16 protein-coding genes and 2 tRNA genes are annotated in these 18,225 nt (G+C 58.1%); 12 read left to right on the plus strand and 6 right to left on the minus strand.

The genetic code is table 11. From position 1 onward, the window contains the following. The first annotated feature begins 12 nt into the window (after window positions 1–12). The 6 genes from WC698_01820 to rplI all read left to right on the plus strand — a co-directional run bounded on the left by WC698_01820 (window position 13) and on the right by rplI (window position 4,047). On the plus strand, window positions 13–285 hold the full coding sequence (locus WC698_01820; protein MFA6038983.1) for a KH domain-containing protein: 273 nt from the start codon (window positions 13–15) through the stop codon (window positions 283–285). Between the two features lie 44 nt (window positions 286–329). After that, entirely contained in the window at window positions 330–650 is a 321-nt protein-coding gene (locus WC698_01825) for a hypothetical protein (protein MFA6038984.1), read from the plus strand. Between the two features lie 81 nt (window positions 651–731). Beyond that, window positions 732–807, plus strand: a tRNA-Val gene (locus WC698_01830). 66 nt (window positions 808–873) lie between these two features. Beyond that, complete coding sequence (gene secG / locus WC698_01835; GenBank protein ID MFA6038985.1) at window positions 874–1,107, plus strand: preprotein translocase subunit SecG; 234 nt, start codon at window positions 874–876, stop codon at window positions 1,105–1,107. Window positions 1,108–1,159: 52 nt separating this feature from the next. Further along, entirely contained in the window at window positions 1,160–3,394 is a 2,235-nt protein-coding gene (locus WC698_01840; protein MFA6038986.1) for an ABC transporter substrate-binding protein, read from the plus strand. A gap of 191 nt (window positions 3,395–3,585) precedes the next feature. Then, window positions 3,586–4,047: a 50S ribosomal protein L9 gene (rplI, locus tag WC698_01845; protein MFA6038987.1), complete on the plus strand. Its 462-nt coding sequence runs from the start codon at window positions 3,586–3,588 to the stop codon at window positions 4,045–4,047. 192 nt (window positions 4,048–4,239) lie between these two features. Here the strand turns inward: rplI and WC698_01850 are convergent, their stop codons facing one another. From WC698_01850 to WC698_01860, 3 genes are all read right to left on the minus strand, one after another. Then, on the minus strand, window positions 4,240–4,773 hold the full coding sequence (locus tag WC698_01850; GenBank protein MFA6038988.1) for an RNA methyltransferase: 534 nt from the start codon (window positions 4,771–4,773) through the stop codon (window positions 4,240–4,242). Between the two features lie 202 nt (window positions 4,774–4,975). Beyond that, window positions 4,976–5,052 (minus strand) — tRNA-Ile (locus WC698_01855). Between the two features lie 213 nt (window positions 5,053–5,265). Beyond that, entirely contained in the window at window positions 5,266–6,465 is a 1,200-nt protein-coding gene (locus WC698_01860) for a hypothetical protein (GenBank protein ID MFA6038989.1), read from the minus strand. Window positions 6,466–6,523: 58 nt separating this feature from the next. On the opposite strand from WC698_01860, the gene WC698_01865 reads away from it, so the two are divergent. The 3 genes from WC698_01865 (at window position 6,524) to WC698_01875 (ending at window position 11,662) form a co-directional block, all read left to right on the plus strand. Then, window positions 6,524–7,342 (plus strand): hypothetical protein, encoded by an 819-nt coding sequence (locus WC698_01865; GenBank protein MFA6038990.1) that lies wholly within the window; start codon window positions 6,524–6,526, stop codon window positions 7,340–7,342. Between the two features lie 492 nt (window positions 7,343–7,834). Beyond that, entirely contained in the window at window positions 7,835–10,387 is a 2,553-nt protein-coding gene (locus WC698_01870; GenBank protein MFA6038991.1) for an AAA domain-containing protein, read from the plus strand. A gap of 27 nt (window positions 10,388–10,414) precedes the next feature. Then, complete coding sequence (locus WC698_01875) at window positions 10,415–11,662, plus strand: malic enzyme-like NAD(P)-binding protein (GenBank protein MFA6038992.1); 1,248 nt, start codon at window positions 10,415–10,417, stop codon at window positions 11,660–11,662. On the opposite strand, the gene WC698_01880 is transcribed toward WC698_01875, so the two are convergent. The 3 genes from WC698_01880 to WC698_01890 all read right to left on the minus strand — a co-directional run bounded on the left by WC698_01880 (window position 11,571) and on the right by WC698_01890 (window position 15,386). Next, window positions 11,571–12,920 (minus strand): hypothetical protein, encoded by a 1,350-nt coding sequence (locus tag WC698_01880; GenBank protein MFA6038993.1) that lies wholly within the window; start codon window positions 12,918–12,920, stop codon window positions 11,571–11,573. The genes WC698_01875 and WC698_01880 overlap by 92 nt on opposite strands. A gap of 180 nt (window positions 12,921–13,100) precedes the next feature. After that, window positions 13,101–13,862 (minus strand): hypothetical protein, encoded by a 762-nt coding sequence (locus tag WC698_01885; GenBank protein MFA6038994.1) that lies wholly within the window; start codon window positions 13,860–13,862, stop codon window positions 13,101–13,103. A 174-nt stretch (window positions 13,863–14,036) separates the two neighbouring features. Next, window positions 14,037–15,386: a CCA tRNA nucleotidyltransferase gene (locus WC698_01890; GenBank protein MFA6038995.1), complete on the minus strand. Its 1,350-nt coding sequence runs from the start codon at window positions 15,384–15,386 to the stop codon at window positions 14,037–14,039. A gap of 119 nt (window positions 15,387–15,505) precedes the next feature. Between WC698_01890 and WC698_01895 the strand changes: the two genes are divergently transcribed. The 3 genes from WC698_01895 to WC698_01905 all read left to right on the plus strand — a co-directional run bounded on the left by WC698_01895 (window position 15,506) and on the right by WC698_01905 (window position 18,219). Beyond that, window positions 15,506–16,330: a TIM barrel protein gene (locus tag WC698_01895; protein MFA6038996.1), complete on the plus strand. Its 825-nt coding sequence runs from the start codon at window positions 15,506–15,508 to the stop codon at window positions 16,328–16,330. A 277-nt stretch (window positions 16,331–16,607) separates the two neighbouring features. Continuing rightward, a complete protein-coding gene (gene gap / locus WC698_01900) occupies window positions 16,608–17,615 on the plus strand; it encodes a type I glyceraldehyde-3-phosphate dehydrogenase (GenBank protein ID MFA6038997.1) in 1,008 nt (335 codons plus the stop codon). A gap of 94 nt (window positions 17,616–17,709) precedes the next feature. After that, window positions 17,710–18,219: a DUF559 domain-containing protein gene (locus WC698_01905; protein MFA6038998.1), complete on the plus strand. Its 510-nt coding sequence runs from the start codon at window positions 17,710–17,712 to the stop codon at window positions 18,217–18,219. Window positions 18,220–18,225: the final 6 nt, after the last annotated feature.

Genomic DNA, 18,225 nt, shown 5'->3' on the forward strand with positions numbered 1-18,225 from the left:
TCCTCAGCAGCAATGACAACGAATGCTCCCGAGAACACTCCCGGCTACTCTTTCCTCAAGTACGTCCTGGAGTCGCTGGTGGAAGATCGCGACCAGCTCTCCATCGAACCGACGATCGACGATTTGGGCGTGCTCCTCACCGTCCGCGTGAGCGAGCGTGACATGGGCAAGCTCATCGGCAAGAGCGGCCAAACGGTCAAGGCGCTGCGGACGCTCCTGCGGATCATCGGAGGCGCAACGTCCCAGAGGGTGAACCTGAAAATCCTTGAGCCGCAGAAAGAATAATTACCATGAGCACTTCTCCTCCTCCCCCCTAACCCCCTCCCCCCATGCTGCGCGACCTCCTCCAGAACGGCACACCGCTAGAGATTTTCGCTACGTTCATAGCATTGGCGTTGGTGGTAGCCTCGCTCCTCTCGCTCGTCTTCATCATTCTGGGCGGTATCAACTTTATCCTCTCCGCAGGGAACGAGGAGAAGATCAAGAAAGCCGTCCACACCATCCGCTACGCCATCATCGGGCTCTTCGTCACCTTCATCGCCTTCTTCGCGGTGTCCTGGATGGCTCGCATTCTGGACATCCCCTTCGACTTGAACTTCAGCACCATCATCACCCTCATGCAGGACATCTTCTCCTCGTTGGGCCAGTAGCACTCTTATCGTCCGCCGTTGTCATGCTGAGTAGCCCCTGACGATATTCAGGGATTGGCGATGGTATGCTAGTCTGAACACGGGCGGTTAGCTCAGTGGTCAGAGCGACTGGTTTACACCCAGTAGGTCACTGGTTCGACCCCAGTACCGCCCACCAACCTTCGCGCAGCGCAGGATGAACGCCGTTGCATCCTCCCGATCATCCCGCTACCATCCTACACGCATGTCCACCCTCTCCATCTCGAACATCCTCATCGGCATCCACCTGGCTATCGGCGTCCTGCTTGCCCTCGCCATCCTCATCCAGCACCGCGCCTCGGGGCTTACCGCCACCTTCGGCGGCAGCGGCGCCGTATTCGTGCAGCGGCGAGGGGCGGAGAGAGTGATCTACAAAGCGTCCATCTGGCTCAGCGTCTTGTTCTTCGGGCTGAGTATTGTGGAGTGGTACGTGATGTGAGCGGGACGCGACCTTCCTTGTCCCCTCCCCCGCAATGGGTACAATGACAACCATGCACCGCTTGCTGCGGCTTCTCCTCACCATGTCCACGTGGGAGCGTTGGACGCTCCTCGCGCTCACGATACTGTTCGTGGGGAGTTTTGCGGGCTTGCTGCGCGTGTTCTACGTTGAGAATACGGTCATCATGCCGGCTACGGGAGGGACGTACATCGAAGGATCCGTGGGGGACCTGCAACCGCTTAATCCATGGTTCATCGTCCAGAACGACGTGAACCGCGATATTGTGTCGCTCGTCTTCTCCGGGCTCCTGCGCTACAACCCGCAGACGCGCCGCATCGAAGACGACCTGGCCTTGCTCCAAGTCTCCCCGGACAGCAAGACCTATACGGTGCGGCTCAAGGACAACGTCTTCTGGCACGATTCCACGGAGAAGGACCCGCACCCCGTGACGGCGGACGATGTCGTGTTCACATTCTCCACCCTCCAGGACCCGGCGTTCCCCAACATGCTGCTGCAGCAGAACTTCCGCGGCGTGCGGATCGAGAAGATGGATGAGCGTACGGTGAAGTTCCTCCTGGACGAGCCGTACAGCTTCTTCGCCAGCAACCTCACGCTGGGTCTGCTGCCCAAAGCCTCGTTCGAGGGGGTGCCCATCGCCAAGCTCGACCTTACGTCCGACTTCGGGTACAAGCCCGTGGGGGCGGGGCCGTACAAACTGAAGACCATCACCCAGACGGAGCTCTCCACGGAAATCACACTGGAACGGTTCCGGAGGGACATTCCCCCGTCCTACCGCCTGGATCGCATCGTCTTCCGCATCTTCCCGGACTACTCCTCCCTCCTCTCCGACCTGCGCAACCTGCAGGGCGTGCGCCTGGTGGCCAAGGATGACCGCGGGCAGCCCATCATCCCGCGGCGCTACGTGGCGCGGCAGTACACGCTCCCCCAGTACGTGGCGCTGTTCTTCAACCTGGACCGCGGGAGCCTGCAGGACCGAAACCTCCGCCTCGGCCTGCAGCTGGGGACCGACAAGCTTGCGCTTGCGGAACACATCCACGAGTCGGTCCTTGTGGATACCCCCCTTCTTGAGCTCGACATGGGCGACTGGCGCTACCACTTTGACCCCGCAGCGGCGCAGGGGGCGCTGTTCGAGAGCAACTGGAACATGCCGGAGAAGATCCGCCTGCAGCGGCTGCTGGAGGAGGAGGACGTGAACCGGCAGGGCGTGCTGCACGCGCCTTCCGTGGTCAACTTGGGGACGGGCGCCGTGCTCACCCTCTCGGGATCCATGGCGGAACTTCCGCCGGGGAGCATCCGCATTAACAGCCAACCCATCCACCCGCATCCCACGGCCAGTGGCGCCTGGATCACCGTCATCCCCACGCTGCGTTCCGGGACCGGTGCGTTGAAGCTGGGTCTGAACGTCATCCGCCTCACGGACGCCAAGGGGAAGACGCTGGATTCCGTGTACGTCTACCGTGCGCGGTCGGAGGCGGAGTACGCGCGGGCGCGGGCGGAACAGGACGTGCTGAAGGCGTTCCTCGCCACGCGCGCCGGGACGGCGCCCGAGGGCGGCAAGATGACCATCCAGGAGATGGTCCTGGACAAGGAGATGCTGCGCAGGCGCAAGCCTTCCGATGACGTGAGCGTCCGACGCAACGACAGCGGCGAGCAGTTGGCGCTCCACCTCCTCACGAGCCCCTCCCCCGCCGAGTACCGCAAAGTGGCGGAATTCCTGCAGCGGTCCTGGGCGGACTTGGGTGTGAAAGTGACGCTGGATATCCCCAAGACCAGGGAGGAGTTCCAGGACAAGCTCCTCAAGCGCGAGTACGACCTCCTCCTCTTCGGGCAATCGCTCCTGGACAATTTGGACAGCTACTCCTACTGGCACAGCAGCGGCGTGCAGAAGAGCACGGGCGACCCCAAGGATTTGCGGCAGGATGCGTACAACCTTTCCCAGTACGCGTCATTCCAGGCGGATACCCTGCTGGAGCGTGTGCGCCGCACGCGGGATGAGAAGGAGCGCAACACGGCGCTCACGGAGCTGCGTCGGGTGCTGAGCGAGGATGTTCCTGCCGTCTTCCTCTACTCTCCCCGGTACTCCTTCGCGCAGCACCGCAACATCCTGGGGGTGGAGCTGGGTTCGCTCTCGCTCCACAGCGACCGATTCCTCACGCTGCACAAGTGGTACGTGCGCCAGGAACGCGTTTTCAAGCCCGGAACGGGGTGGTTTTCCTTCTTCACGTGGGTCCCATCCCTCTTTACGCATTCTGCAGCCGCAAAATGAAAAGTCGGTGCAGAAGCGAATATGTATACAAAATGTGATCAGTGTCATCACGGATTCTGAAAGAGTTCGTGCCGTGGCCTGAGATTTTTCTTTTGGGTATGCCCTGAACCGTTGACGCATGGTAAGTTGTTCAGTACACTTTACCAGCTCTTTTCCTCATGAGCACCGCAGTAGTTCTCCCCTCAGGCAACATGGAAGTTCTCCTTCTCGAGGATGTGAACGGCATTGGAAAAAAGAATGACCTGCTGGTCGTGGGGGATGGCTTTGCCCTCAACTTTCTGCTTCCGCATCGCAAGGCGTTGGTAGCCACACCCACCGTACGCAGGCGCTACGCGGACCAGATCAAGAGGCGCGCAGAGGAGAAAGAACGAGAGAAGCAGTTCCAGACAGACGCAGCCGCGGCCGTCGCGGGCAAGACCGTCACCTTTGTGAAGAAGGCAAGCAAGACGGGCAAGCTCTACGCGGCCATCACCGAAGAACAGGTGGCGGAGGCGCTCAAGGAACAGCATCAACTCGACGTTTCCGCTGAGTCCATCTCCATTCCGGAGCACATCAAGGCCGTCGGCACCTTCCAGGTGCAGATCCTCATGGGTTCCGTCCAGCAGCCGCTCACCGTCCAGGTCAAGCAGCAATCGGCAGAAGAGAAGAAGTGAGAAAGGAAAACGTCTTCTTCCCCATGCAGCCATCGTCAACCGGCGGTGGCAGGTGGTATGAGGCGCAGGGGGTGAGTGCCTGCTAATCGTCAGCCTTCGCACATCGCGACTTCGGCAGACAAGTAGCCGCATCTCCCAAGAAGCAACAGCTGACCATCGCGAAGCATTTGAGACAAATAAAGCAGAGAGAGTTTATCGTTTCATCATGTGTGAAAGTTCGTAGAGTAACACACTAGCCGTTGAAGCCACATTTAAAGAATTGGTCATGCCATATATCGGCAGGGAAACAATGGAATCAGCTACATCCAATACTTCCGGTGACACACCGTCATATTCACGTCCAAGTACGAGACAAACCGGAAACGTGGGACGGATGTTCTTGTAGTCGATGCTTTCCGCCGTGAGTTCAGCGCACAGAATGAATACGCCGGACTTTTTGAGTTCTCGTACCGTTTCAACTGCTGATTCGCGATATTCCCAGGGAACCCAGCGTTCAGTTCCCCGCGAAGTCGTTCTGAGTTTGTGATTAGGCGGTATGATTGTATCTCCACAGATATATAGTTTGTTGATGAGTAGCGCATCAGCTAACCGGAAAATTGATCCCACGTTGTACGCTGATTTCAAACTATCTAATACGATATATATAGGTGCTCTTATCACTTGGGAAAATGAATGTCTGTCAGTCTTCGTTTCCCGAAGTTCACCTTTGCTGGAAGCCGTTTTCATGAGTTCATGGTAATACAATGTAGAATGCAGCGCATCATAAAGGACGGCCTGCCAACCGTCAGCCTTCGCGCTTCGCGACTACGGCCGACAGGTAGCCGCAGCGACTCACGAGCATGAAAAGCCGACCTCCGCCCTTCCTCCTACGCTAAAGCTTCGGAGGACAGGTCGGGACTACGGTCGGCAACCTTCGCTGCGCGAAGGTTGGTGGGCCAGGATGGAGTTGAACCATCGACCGCCGGTTTATAAGTCCGGAGCTCTAACCAACTGAGCTACTGGCCCGATGTTGTGAAAATAAAGGTGTTCCCAACTGCTTGTCCACCGAAGCCTCAGAGGCGAAGGTGGAAGCTACTGGCCCAATGATGTAAAGTGCCGTGAAGTCTTATGATCCATTTCAATGCCTATGCTACTTCGTTCATACGAATAGGCCAAGAACCCTTCTATATTGTAGCATGTATTGAACCATCGATTCCGAAGGGTGTAGCGCAGGGTTATTCACTGAATCTCTCCTTCTGAAGGAAGAGTGCGGAGAAGAGCCTCTCTTACAGGGTTGAGCACTGCATCAATCGTACTCCGATCTATCTTGTTCTGATCTAGCTTCAAAGGCTGAGCGACATATAGCTTTCCTGCCCGAATCATAGAGCGTGCGATCCCAGCTTTGGCGATGGCATATGAAAGCGGTTCCTCCTTTGCAAGTCCCGAATCGTCCGTCACCTGCAATGCCTCTGCCAGGGTCGGCTCATAGGCCTTCTTTTGCAGCAATTCACCGGCGGATACTTCTGCGAGCGTCACGGCGCGATGGCCAGAAGCAGTGATCTTTCGTGCCCACATCTTTGCCTCTTCTGTCTGCTGCTCCTCGCTCTTAGCGCGGGTCAGATGCCAGATCGCATCGTCTCGGTGCTGGCTTGCGTAGCGCGGCAAGCAATAGCGACCGTTCTCCAGGCTTTCGGGAATGAGATCTTCGAGCACTTGGATGATCTGCTCTGCTGCTTGGTACTTTTGTGGATCTTTGCCAGTCACTGCCTGACGGATGAGTTCAAGGAGTGTTTCTTCGTACCACTGTTCTCGCTCCTTTTTAAGCGGCAATGCTGCAATGATTGCCTCCTCAAATCGGCGATTCTTCGCCAGGTGCAGAGCGATATGCTGATGCGTGAAACGCAGAAGATCAGGCCACTCCCTCTCCGATGCAATGCGGATAGCTTCTTCTGTCTGACCGCCCTTAATAGCATTCACAATTTGCCCTTCCATCTCTGGTGAGCTGCTATCGCACACCTTGTACTTGTCCTTTCGAAGGGAGCGGTACGGGAGTGGTAATTGCTCTGTCTTGCCGCGTCGTGCTTTCTTAATGCCATCCGCTGCAATTCTCATGAAGTCATACTGCTTGAAATAGGGACCGAATATGCGATGTGACGGGTTCATCTCTTCAATATATTTGGCTGCTCTGTTGGCTTGCTCCGAAAGTCCCGCTTCCTCGTACAGAGGAGCAATATCAGAAAGTGCGTCAGCAATGTCAGTGAGCGAGAGAGCGAAATAGACGGGGATGGGGCACATATCTGCAAGTGCCCGCTCTCCGCCCGTTGATTGTGCCCGAGAACGGAAAAGGAACTCCTCTGCGGAGCGGAGAATCTCTACACCTCTACGAAAAGCCTCCGTGCCTCGTTCTGCCGATTCCTGACCGCTAAGTACTTCTGCCATATAGTGTATTAATAGCATAGTCTTTGACAAATGCAACATCTCTGCCTATTCTTTGCCCATGAAAGAGGCTTTCCAGGGCACAAAGTACGAGCACTGCACAGTTAGGCTTGTCGGTGCAGAACATGCCTCACGCACAGAGGAGGCCGATGATTTAAAAGATAATGCGCTGATACGCGACGCTCTCACTCTGGATGAATCCTATGGAACAGAGTGGTTTGATACAGTAGTAGGTCACATCACAGACGAAACACGCCCGAGCATCCAAGAAATTCTTGCCCTCAATGCAAAGAGACTAGCAGCAAGGCTTGATATAATTCAGAGCGTACAGAATAAGGAACAACTAAAGATGGAAGTGCGAGAGGCGCTCGATACTGCGATTTACCTTATTCGACATGGGGTGAATGCTGTCATCTTTGATTTGCAGGGTGAGGCACAAACTGTTGGTGATTTACACGGGCAAGTGGAGGCTCTCCATGACAGGCTCGTTGATGAACTTGATACGAAATTTTTAGGTAATATGGGACAAATCTACGATGGAACAGAGTATGCGACCTGCAAGGTGAGTATCAGAGATGCCGAGGGACTGTTTCCGCCAAAGATTGATCGGGCATGGGAATATGCAGCCATGGTCCGAGAGGCACGGGAGCTGGGTATCATCAGATCGTGGCACGAGCAAGATCCCGAGCAACTCAGATCCATCGATGCGCAACGTGCGAGTTGGGCAACTGCACATTTGTTTCAGGCAGACATCCGACATGTCACACTCAAGGTCGGAGAACGAACAATTGTGATTGATGATCTTGAAGGCGAATATGCGTACTGGGTTCGAGAGTTTCAGCGGCTTTTCCACAACATGTGTAATCATGGACAGCACTGATAAACAGCCGCCGCTTGATAAATTCAATATGGTTGAGCAACCCAAGGAGCCGTAGAGGAATGCGGACCATTGCAGGTCATCGAAAGTGATGAGCAGTCCATGCACAAGGGGATCCTGAAGCATCTTGACGGTAATGAAAAGAATACTATTCTTACGCTATGGCAATCCATCACCGAAAGTGATGCGTTGTCGAGCCCCTCGGCCCCGTCCCGACAGCGGGATGCGACGGCTTAAAGTCCTCACGGACACGGGGTGTGCAGCACCTGTACGCAGAGGCTGCACAAAACCACTTCTGTTAGGCCAAACGAAGCAAGGCCGGATACCACAAAGGAACTGAGCCGTGTCGACTGTCCGCAGCCCTCCCGGGCAACAGAAGCGCCAGCAAAGCTGGGGGTACCGGTGACCATCATCGGAGGAGCCCCGGTCGCAGCGACCGGGGCTATTTATGACTGTACATGCAGAAGACCGCTGATATCATAACGCGCTCCTCCCATGGAAACCGACCTCACCCTCCTGCCGCAGCTCCGTATTGAGTATAACCTGCCGCGTCCGTTGACCTCGCAGGAGATCGAAGGGATCCGGAACAATGTGGAAGGTGAAGTAGCGCGCCTTCTCCCTGAGTATCAATTTGCTCGCCGGTTCCCGCATGACGATGCCGGTGCCGAACCGCCTTTCGGCGAGGAGGTCATTACACAGAAAGAGGAAACGGAAGGCCGCTACGAGGCCATGTTGGTGCAAATGGCGCTTTCGTTGCGGTACTTAGATGAGACGATCGCGCTCGATACCGAACTCTCGGGCGGGCAGACGCGGGAGGGACTCACCGCCCTCGGCGTGCGCTTGACGGTACAGGAGGCGAAGCAGAGGGGCCACCATGCGACCATCGTGGCTAGGAACACGTGGGGAAGCAACGACTACCACGATCCCTCCTTGAGGAAGGAGCTGCACCGCACGGTCGTTGACTACTTTGGAGAGACCGAAGAGAAGTACGAAAGCATTCTTACCGGTTTCCTGAAGGATGACGTGCAGACGGGCTACGACATACCCGTTCTCCGTGAGGACGATCGTGTGGAAATCTATAACAGCAAGGACCAGTTTGTGGGAACGGCGACGGTGAAGGAAGCGAGGGGCGATGTGGTGGAGCTTTACGTGCGTTCCCCCAAGAGGGTGAAGAGGGGTTTCTACCTGCGGAAGAAGTCCAACCGCCGGACATTGGAGCGGTACAAGAACAGCCTTCATGAGTATTGCGAGCGCCTCGGCATGCAGAGGAAGATCAGGGACCGTCATGGCGAACCGTACTTATGGGAGGGCGAGACGGTACTGAACGAGTTTGGGGTTACATACTCCCAGCATTCCTTGCCCGAGCAGGTGTTCTTCGGTATCGACCAGGACACCGAGAGGCTTACGAGGAAGCAAATTATGCGAAGAACGGACGAATTTCAACCCATACCGCGCGCGCTACTGGGAGATACGGAGCAATCCGTCGCATTTGAGCTGGGAACAGAAGGGTACCCATGCTTTCTCGTCCAAGGGCCGCCGGGGACGGGCAAGACCATGGTCGCATCCTACCTGGTCCAAGGCTTTCAACAGCAGGGATTGAGGACGTTGGTCCTCTCCCACAGCAATCGGGGGTTGGATGTGTTACTGAATGCCGTGAAGAAAAAGAAGTGCGTTGTGCACCGCGGCGGGACGGAAATCGGCGTGTGTGATAAGGCACTCCGGGAAGACTTCATACGGAAGGACCTGCATCCGCCGAAACAAGAAGAGTACCTGGTGGAACAAACGGATGAAGCAGCGTACGCGGAAGCATTGAAACGGCATACCGAGGGCGAGCCGCTCCCCCAACGCGGGCAATTCCAAACAGTGGCGGTGGACGCAGTGCGGTACGAAAAAGCATGGAAGGAATTCTCACAAAAGCGTGCGCAGCTCATACAGCAATTATGGGAAGAACAGGGGCTGGTCGCAGGCGTCACGCTCAATTCCCTCATCAGCGACGAGATCCTGCAGGAACTTTCGTACGATGTCGTGATGGTGGATGAAGCGTCGCGGGGATACTTCTACGAATTGCTGCCGGCGCTCGCCAAGGCGGGCCAACAGATCATCTTCATCGGAGATCACAAGCAACTGGGGAACATCGCCTTGCCCCAGCACTTGAGGAGCTTCATGCAGGATCGGCAGGACGCGGTGGAAGGAGGTATCGGGGAACAGGACGTGCAGGACTTTGAAGCCGGTCCGTTTGCCTTCATGGCGGAGCGGACGTCCATCCCGCAGGTCATGCTCCGGACGAACAGGCGTTCCCTTCCCGGCATCGTTGAGCTGGTGAGCCTCGCGCGGTACGACGGAAAGCTGAAAGCGGGAAAAATCGATCACCACAATCCATCGAATCCGGGGGAAATGATGTGGGTGGATACGAAGGAAAGGGCGGATCGAGGGGAAACGTCCTTCGGACTCTCGAAGGTGAATTACACAGAAGCGCACATTGTCGCTCGTCGTCTGGTGAACGACTTTTACGCAGGAAGGCTGACGGACGACAACTTCGGCGTCATTTCCATGTACAGCGCCCAGCGAAACTTGATTATCCGCCTTCTCCAGCGCATGGAGTTCCGCAATCCCTCCGATCGTGACGCGCTCCTGAACTTCCTCCAGGGGAACAACGGTACGGTCGACAGCTTCCAGGGCTCGGAACGCGCACGTATCATCCTCAGCACCACGCGCAGCAACCTCGAACAGCGCATAGGGCACTTGGATAGCACGGAACGGACGAATGTCGCGTTCTCACGTGCCCAAGAGAGCCTCGTTGTCACCGGCGATTCCCGAACCCTCATAGAGGGCAATCCGGACGGCGCAAGCCAGACGTACTTCCGCATCGCGAGGGAATGCATCGAGAGGCACGGGAAGATCGTCGACGTCTTCCCTCATATCTCCACGCGGACACTTCCTGGCCCCAAAGGGGGAGAAAGCCACAATGCCCGTCGCAACAGGTTCAGGAAGCAGAGGAAGAAGGCAGCCCGTTCGGACGAGGCGGAGGCGAACCGGACGGAAGCCTGATGCAGACGTGTGGTATACACTGTCCCCATGCCCACAGACTCCCCCGCCCTCCGGTACCACGCGCAGACGCCCCCGGGAAAGATCTCCATTGCCCCTACGAAGCCCCTCAGCACTCGGGAGGACCTCGGCTTGGCCTATACGCCGGGCGTGGCGGAGCCCGTGCTCGCCATCGCTGCGGATCCCGATGCGGCATACGAGTACACCTCCAAGGGCAACCTGGTTGCGGTCATTTCCAACGGCACCGCGATACTGGGCTTGGGGAACAAGGGGGCGCTCGCCGGCAAGCCCGTGATGGAAGGGAAGGCGGTCCTCTTCAAGAAATTCGCCGGGGTTGATGCCATCGATATCGAGGTGGAGGAACGCGACCCGTGGAAACTCGTGGAGATCATCGCCGCCATTGCCCCCACGTTCGGCGGGATCAATTTGGAAGATATCAAAGCGCCGGAGTGCTTCGTGGTGGAGGAGGAACTTATCAAGAGGCTCACCATCCCCGTCTTCCACGATGACCAGCACGGTACGGCTGTCGTGGTGGCAGCGGCGCTGGAGAATGCGCTCCTGTTGCAGGGGAAGACCATGGAGAGCGTCAACGTGGTCATCAACGGTGCCGGTGCCGCCGCACTGGCCATCGCCCGGTTCCTCCTTTCCATCGGGCTGCCCCAGTGGAAGCTCATCCTGTGCGACACCAAGGGGGTGGTGTATGAGGGGAGGACGGAGAACATGAACGAGTACAAGCGTGCATTCGCCATTCCGTCGGCGATGAGGACGCTCACGGATGCCCTGAAGGGTGCGGATGTGCTTATCGGCGTTTCGGCGGCGGGTGCCGTTACGCCGGACATGCTCAAGGGCATGGCGCCGAAGCCCATCGTGTTCGCCATGGCCAACCCCGAACCGGAGATCGGATACGATCTGGCCAAGCGGACGCGGCCGGACATGATCATGGCCACGGGGCGCAGCGACTTTCCCAACCAGGTGAATAACGTCCTCTGTTTCCCTTTCCTCTTCCGCGGAGCGCTGGACGTGCGGGCGTCCGTCATCAACCGGGATATGAAGGTTGCGGCGTCCAAAGCCATCGCCGCGCTGGCCAGGGAGCCGGTGCCGCAGGACGTGCTGCAGGCTTACGGTTTGTCATCCCTCTCGTTCGGTTCCGAGTACATCCTTCCCAAACCGTTCGATTCCCGCCTTCTTACCGCAGTTGCACCAGCCGTCGCTGCCGCAGCTCAAGTAAGCGGAGCCACGTCGGTCGCGACCGATCGTGGCGGAGCCGCAAGGCGTTGAGCCGTTCCTGCGCCAGTTGCCGGAGGCTGGGAGGCGCAACGACGGGTGCGGGATCTTCCTGAGGGGGGAGCACGGGGGGAGGTTCCGATGAGGGTTGCGGTGCGGCTTCCTCCGGGGCGGGGGGGATGACGGACTCTTCCTGGGTGGGAGGCTGCGCGGCCACTTGGCCGGGTGTCCCGAACCAGCGCCGCATCACCTCCTCGGCGGGCTTGTGCTGCGGCGTAAAGTCCTCATTCCCCTCTCCTCCTCCGTCGGGGTTGCTCTTCCAATCCCACCACTGGATGCCGTGGAAGGTGGATTCATCCTGCAGCGCCTGGAACACCGCCTCGTAGTCGTTCGCCTGTTCCTGGCCGTCGTATCCGCCGCCGTACCAGTAGGCAGCAGGGAGCTGGTGGGCGCGGGGGACGCTCTTGAAGCCGATTTCCATGAAGACCACCTGCTTGCCGTACCGTTCGGCGAGCGGCTGCACTTCCGCGTCGTACCAGCGTTTCCATTCCTGCGCCAAACGCCATACTTCCGGCTTGTCTTCCCAAATGTTGCTTGGGTGGTAGGCGGAAATGCCGATGTAGTCCACGGCATCCCACCAGGTGATCTCCGCCTTCTCGTTGGGGTCATTGTGCTGCGCGCTGTACGTGAGAGGGCCGGAATAGATTTCGCGCATTTTGCGGATTGTCTCGCGCCAATGCCAGTCGTTGCTCGCGTTGGAAGTGGAGGTTGTCATGCCGCCCAGTTCCACGCCCAAGCTGAACAGTTCCACGTTCTTCTCCTGCGCGATGCGCGCGAGCGGGAAGAGGACCGTTACCTCGTAGTTCTTGAACCAGCTGTCGCGGTCATCGGGATTGATGTAGATGCGCCACTTGTCGTCGAGCGGGTCGAGGTGGGGCATGAGGGCCACCTGAAGGCCGATGGAGTGTGCGTAATCGATGGCGGAGCGCAGGGCGTCGTCCGTGGGGGCGAACCAGCGCTTGCGGATGTCCGTGGACCAGATGTCATTTTGTTCGTAGGGGACGTGGAGCGTGACGAAGTTGGCGTTGGCTGCCTTGAGGTTCCGCAGCGATTGCCGGAAGGATTCTGAGGCGAAGTCGCCGTCCCACGTGGAGCGGACGGTGGCTCCTTTTTGCCAATCCGCCACCGCGGCGAGAGCGGGGGAAGCACCGAAGGCTAGGACGCCCGTGATGATCACGATGGCGCGCGCCAAGACAAACGCATGCGGCCATGACTTCCGTGGGGTTGTTCCGGAGAGGGAGAGGTGTGCCATAGGATGTATGCGGTAAGGAATGTGGTGTGGTCCGGGAGGCTGTTCCAGGATCATTGACGCTCCTCTCCCCACATACTTTCGGAAGATCCCTGTGGAATGCGGCTCGTACGCACAGAGGAGAAAGGCCGGTTTCCCGGCCCCTCTTCAACTCTTCCGCTTCGGTTATCCCTTGCGGGCTATTCAGTTCTGGTCCACGTCCACCGTGTTCGCTGAGCCCGCGTTGATTTCGGAATGCACGTCCGTATTTGCCCCATTGTGCACGTCGGCGTTCTGATATCCGCCGCCGGACTGGTCAACGGTCGTCTCATTGGAAGAGACAGCGTTGATCTCCGAATGCACGTTCGTGTCGGCGTCGGCGTTGATGTCCGCATTCTGGAACAGGAAGCCGTAGCCGCCGCCCTGGTCCACGTCCACCGTGTTCGCTGCACCCGCGTTGATCACAGAGTCCACGGTCGTGTTTGCATCGTTATGCACCGTGGCGTCCTGAGAGCCGCCCTGTGCGCCGCAGTTCCAAAGGCCGCACCAGTTGCCATACCCCATGTTCCCGCCGCCGTGCTGCGAAACGTTCGTCGTATTTACGGAAGCCGCATTGATGACGGAGTCCACGTCGGTGTGGGCGCTGTTATTGATGTTCGCGGTCTTATGAAGATTCGGAGCCCTGACCAAAGGCCTGCGGCATTCGTCGTTGAAATCGCACGTGTCGGCTTTTACTACAGGTTTCACAGGACGGCACCTGTCCCTGAGGCCGAGTTCGCACCTGTCGTAGCATTTGTTGCCGTAGTCATTATCCATCTTCAGGACCGTGTATTGCTGTGTCTTCCTGCCGTAACCGTACTCAAAACCGCCTGCGGCGGCCGTCCCTGCCGATAGCATAGCCAACACGGAGCCGGCTGCGATGGACCGCGAAAGCACGTTGGCTGCTTTCTGTACGTAATGAGCCATAGGAGGAGAAGAGAGAAGGAAGTAAAAGTGCTGTTGCAGCGTTGTTGCCGCAGCGACGGAGAACTGCCATTCAGGACGATGGATGCGGAATTCACTTACACAAAACTACAGCTTTTATCGCAAGGGAAAATACGGACAGAAATCACGCTCACATTCGTCTGCATACCGATACAGTCAGCGCAGGTTTTCGATGAATGCCCGCGCCTCCTTCTTGCTCGTCACTTCCTTACGCAGTTGCGCGTCGTGGAGCGCCTGGAGGATCTCCCCCACCTTCTCTCCCGGGGGGATTCCCGTGATCTCCATCACCTCGTCGCCGGTGAGGAGGGGCTTCGCGGGACGCGGATGGCGGTCCAGGAATGCGTGCTCATCCGTCAGGATCTTCTCCAGCAGCCCGTAATCCGCGGGTTCCGTTCCCGCGATGTCCAGCCGGAACAGGCGGCACAGTTCGGGGAACCAGGGGTGGAAGTACCAGTGCGCCTTCCGTTCCTCGCCGACCTCGAGGAACGTGAGCATCATCATGTGGTGCTTGATGAGCCAGCCGATCTTCTCCGTGCGCTTGCCGGAAAGTTGCAAGCGGCGCAGCGCCTTGTCGGCGATTTCCGCGGAGATGGTGGCGTGGTGGTCGAAGCGGATCCTCTCCTTGAGGGAGAACGTATCCACTTTCCCCGCGTCGTGGAAGAGCGCGGCCAGGCGCACATCCGGCGTGTCTTCCTCTTCGAAAGCTGCGAGGCATTTCATCGTATGCTCCCACACGTCCCCCTCCCGGTGGAAGTCCGCAGGTTGCGGTATTCCCTTGCAGGCGTAGAGCTCCGGGAGCATGAACGTGAGGAGTCTCGTCTCCCACAGGTCCTCCAGCGCGCGTTCCGGATGGCGCGAGGCCAGCATCTTCTCCAGCTCTTCCAGTTTGCGGCTGCTGGAGAGGGCTTCCACGAGCTGCGCCTCCTCCTGCAGGGCGCGGTAGGTCTCCGGGTGGTACTGCGCCTCGAGGTGCGCGCGGAAGCGTACCGCGCGGAGCATGCGCAGCGCGTCATGCTTGATGCGCACGCCCGGTTCGCCGATGAAGCGGATGAGGCGTTCCTTCAAATCCTCCTCCCCCTTGTACGGGTCGTAGACCTCGCGGGAGATGGGATGCCAGTAGATGGCGTTGAAGGTGAAGTCGCGGCGCTTGGCGTCCTTCTCGCGGTTGCCGAAGACGACGGATTCGGGGTGGCGGCCGTCCGAGGCTTCATCGTCCTCGCGGAAGGTGGTCACTTCGAACAGGTCGTCGCCCACGGGCACGCGCACGCTCCCCCACGCTTCCGCGAAACGGTCACAGCGCTTGAAGAGGGTGCAGATCTGCTCGGGGAGGGCGTTGGTGGCCACGTCGATATCCGCGGGGACTTCCCCCAGGAACATGTCGCGCACGCCTCCCCCCACCCACCAGGCGTCGTACCCGGCGTCGAAGAGCCTCTCCACCACCTTGTAGGCGCGTTCACCCTGGGGAGTGTTCAACGTACGGGTGATGATGTCCTTGGTGAGGGGCATAGATGGAGTATAACCCATTTTGAAGTCGTATTGCGTATAGCGTATTACGTATTACGTATACCAAGGACATACACTCAGTCATACGTAATACGCACTACGTAATACGCTATACTTTGTCTATGTTGAAATTCGCCGTCGCCGGTTCCCCCTCCTCCACCCCCCCGCCCGGCGGCACCGTGGAAGGGCTGCGGCGTGCGCGGGAGCTGGGCATCACCGCCATGGAGATCGAGTGGGTGCAGAACGTCCCCGCGCACAAGGAGCGTGTGCGGGAGATACGGGCGGTTGCGGAGGAGCTGAAGATGGCGCTCACGGTCCATGCACCCTACTACGTCAACTTGAACACGCCCGAGCGCGCCAAGTTGGCGGCCAGCAAGCAGCGTGTGCTTCAGGCGCTGGAAATGGCGGAGGTGGCGGGCGCGGTTTCGGTATGCGTCCATGCCGCCTTCAATTTGAAGATGGATCCGGAGGGTGTGTATGCGAACGTGCACGATGCGGTCGAAGAGATCATGGAGAAGAAGACGAAGCTCTTCCCGCACGTGAACCTGGCGCTGGAAACCATGGGCAAACCGTCGCAGTTCGGCACGCTGGATGAAGTCCTGCGTATCAGCAAGGAGTTCGGCCTCTACCCCTGCGTGGATTTTGCGCACATCCATGCGCGGAACCAAGGGAAGTTCAATACCGCGGAGGAGTGGAGCGTGCTGCTCGGTGCCTATGAGAAGGTGCTGGGGAAAAGCCCCCTCGCGCACATGCACATCCACTACTCGGGCATCAACTACGGGCCGAGCGGCGAACGGAAGCATCTTCCCTTGGAAGAGAGCGATGCGAACTGGAAGGAATTCCTCGCGGTCCTCAAGAAGAGGAAGGTGGGGGGCGTCCTTGTTTGCGAGTCACCGGATGCGGAGAAGGACACGTTGCTGCTCCAGAGGGCTTATAAAGACCTCTGAATTTCTTCCCTCTGTCTCTTGAGGGCATAGAGCATCGGATTCTTTTGTTCGAAATCGCTATCCAAGAAATCCAAGCGGCGCCGCTCCGCAGGAGAGATGGCGGAGGGTACGTCAAGCTCGGGCGATTCCGCAGAAATGGGTGAAGGGAATTCGGGGGTTGGCATAGTGATCACGTTATATTCTGATGCACTTGAACAGTCAAGGAATGATGGTGCCGTAGCAGTAGAACAGGCAAAAGGATCTGCTACAGTGGGGACGTTCTTCCCTTTCCCCCACCATGACCAACATCGCCATCAACGGATTCGGACGCATCGGGCGGCAGGCGCTGCGCATCGTCATCGACGAGCACCCGGACCTCCACGTGGTCGCCATCAACGACCTTGGGGACGGCCCCACGTTGGCGCACCTCTTCGAGTTCGATTCCACGTACGGTAATTTCGAGGCGGATTCCGAGTTCAAGGACGGCAAGCTGGTCACCAAGCACGGCGCCATCCCCTTCACCGCGGTCAAGGACCCTTCCCAGCTCCCGCACAAGGACATGAAGGTGGATATCGTGCTGGAGTGCACGGGGCGGTTCACGAAGAAAGATGATGCGGCCCTTCACATCAAAGCCGGCGCCAAGAAAGTGATCATGTCCGCGCCCGCCAAGGACGCCGTTGACGGAACGTTCGTGATGGGCGTGAACCACGAGACGTACGATCCCCAGACCATGCATGTGGTCTCCAATGCGTCCTGCACCACCAACTGCCTTGCGCCCATGGCGAAGGTGCTCCACGACAGCTTCGGCATAGAGTACGGGCTCATGACCACCATCCACAGCTACACCAACGACCAGAACCTTCTCGATCTCCCGCACAAGGACCTGCGCAGGGCGCGCGCAGCCGCCATCAACATGGTCCCGACGAGCACGGGGGCGGCAAAGGCCATCGGCCTCGTGATCCCGGCGCTGGAAGGCAAGATGAACGGAGTGGCGGTGCGCGTGCCAACCCCCACGGGGAGCATCACGGACCTGACCGTGACGCTCAAGAAGGAGGCGACGGCGGAACAGATCAATGCGGCCTTTGAAGCGGCGGCAGACGGCCCCATGAACGGGATCCTCGGCCTGGAGAAGCGTCCCCTTGTCCTTCAAGACTACGTGGGTGATCCCCGCAGCTGCATCATCGATGCCGCGCTCACCAAAGTGATCGGAGGCAACCTCGCCAAGGTCTTCGGCTGGTACGACAACGAGTGGGGGTACAGCTGTCGGATCGTCGAGCTTGCGGAGTTTATGGGGAAGAAATTGTAATTGTTTATGTTTCTTTGACCCTCACCCCTGCCCTCTCCCTTGAAAGGGAGAGGGTGTGTTGATGTTTGTCTGTCTTGTTCTGTTCCATGGAGTCATGGAACGTCATAGATGGCTTCTGGATGGGCAGAACCACGTCTTAGCAGAACTTTTTCTCGTCGTCGGGATTTCTTACGATGAAGAAGGTTCCTATGGTATGCATATGTTCCACCGCATTTCGAAACGCTTACGGAAGACTCAGAAGCTGGCGCATCGTCTTCGTCGGATGCAAACGAAGAGCGAAAAAGTCCTTTGGGAAGCACTGCGGAATCGCAGGCTCTGTGGTTTGAAGTTTCGTAGGCAAGTAAACATCGGCAAGTACGTTGTTGATTTCTATTGCGCCGAACATGCCCTCATTGTTGAGGTCGATGGATCCATCCACTGGAGGAAAGGTGAAAGGGATTTCAATAGACAGCGTTCTCTGGAATGGGATGGATACCGCTTCCTCAGGATTCCGAGCGCGGATGTTGAGAACTGTCTCGGATATGTCCTCAAGAGAATCCGTTCCGCGGTTCGTCGCGACAGAAACACATACATCCCCTCTCCTGCACAAGCGGGAGAGGGCTAGGGTGAG

Source organism: Candidatus Peribacteraceae bacterium (assembly GCA_041661065.1).
GTDB lineage: Bacteria > Patescibacteriota > Gracilibacteria > Peribacterales > Peribacteraceae > CAIKAD01.

What these genes read in the sequence shown, in the direction of transcription:
- WC698_01820 (MFA6038983.1), top strand. Translation starts at nt 13, where the DNA reads ATGACAACGAATGCTCCCGAGAACACTCCCGGCTACTCTTTCCTCAAG.
- WC698_01840 (MFA6038986.1), top strand. Translation starts at nt 1,160, where the DNA reads ATGCACCGCTTGCTGCGGCTTCTCCTCACCATGTCCACGTGGGAGCGT.
- WC698_01885 (MFA6038994.1), bottom strand. Translation starts at nt 13,862, where the DNA reads ATGGCTCATTACGTACAGAAAGCAGCCAACGTGCTTTCGCGGTCCATC.
- WC698_01850 (MFA6038988.1), bottom strand. Translation starts at nt 4,773, where the DNA reads ATGAAAACGGCTTCCAGCAAAGGTGAACTTCGGGAAACGAAGACTGAC.
- WC698_01870 (MFA6038991.1), top strand. Translation starts at nt 7,835, where the DNA reads ATGGAAACCGACCTCACCCTCCTGCCGCAGCTCCGTATTGAGTATAAC.
- WC698_01890 (MFA6038995.1), bottom strand. Translation starts at nt 15,386, where the DNA reads ATGCCCCTCACCAAGGACATCATCACCCGTACGTTGAACACTCCCCAG.
- WC698_01895 (MFA6038996.1), top strand. Translation starts at nt 15,506, where the DNA reads ATGTTGAAATTCGCCGTCGCCGGTTCCCCCTCCTCCACCCCCCCGCCC.
- secG (MFA6038985.1), top strand. Translation starts at nt 874, where the DNA reads ATGTCCACCCTCTCCATCTCGAACATCCTCATCGGCATCCACCTGGCT.
- WC698_01825 (MFA6038984.1), top strand. Translation starts at nt 330, where the DNA reads ATGCTGCGCGACCTCCTCCAGAACGGCACACCGCTAGAGATTTTCGCT.
- gap (MFA6038997.1), top strand. Translation starts at nt 16,608, where the DNA reads ATGACCAACATCGCCATCAACGGATTCGGACGCATCGGGCGGCAGGCG.
- WC698_01905 (MFA6038998.1), top strand. Translation starts at nt 17,710, where the DNA reads ATGGAACGTCATAGATGGCTTCTGGATGGGCAGAACCACGTCTTAGCA.
- WC698_01880 (MFA6038993.1), bottom strand. Translation starts at nt 12,920, where the DNA reads ATGGCACACCTCTCCCTCTCCGGAACAACCCCACGGAAGTCATGGCCG.
- WC698_01875 (MFA6038992.1), top strand. Translation starts at nt 10,415, where the DNA reads ATGCCCACAGACTCCCCCGCCCTCCGGTACCACGCGCAGACGCCCCCG.
- rplI (MFA6038987.1), top strand. Translation starts at nt 3,586, where the DNA reads ATGGAAGTTCTCCTTCTCGAGGATGTGAACGGCATTGGAAAAAAGAAT.
- WC698_01865 (MFA6038990.1), top strand. Translation starts at nt 6,524, where the DNA reads ATGAAAGAGGCTTTCCAGGGCACAAAGTACGAGCACTGCACAGTTAGG.
- WC698_01860 (MFA6038989.1), bottom strand. Translation starts at nt 6,465, where the DNA reads ATGGCAGAAGTACTTAGCGGTCAGGAATCGGCAGAACGAGGCACGGAG.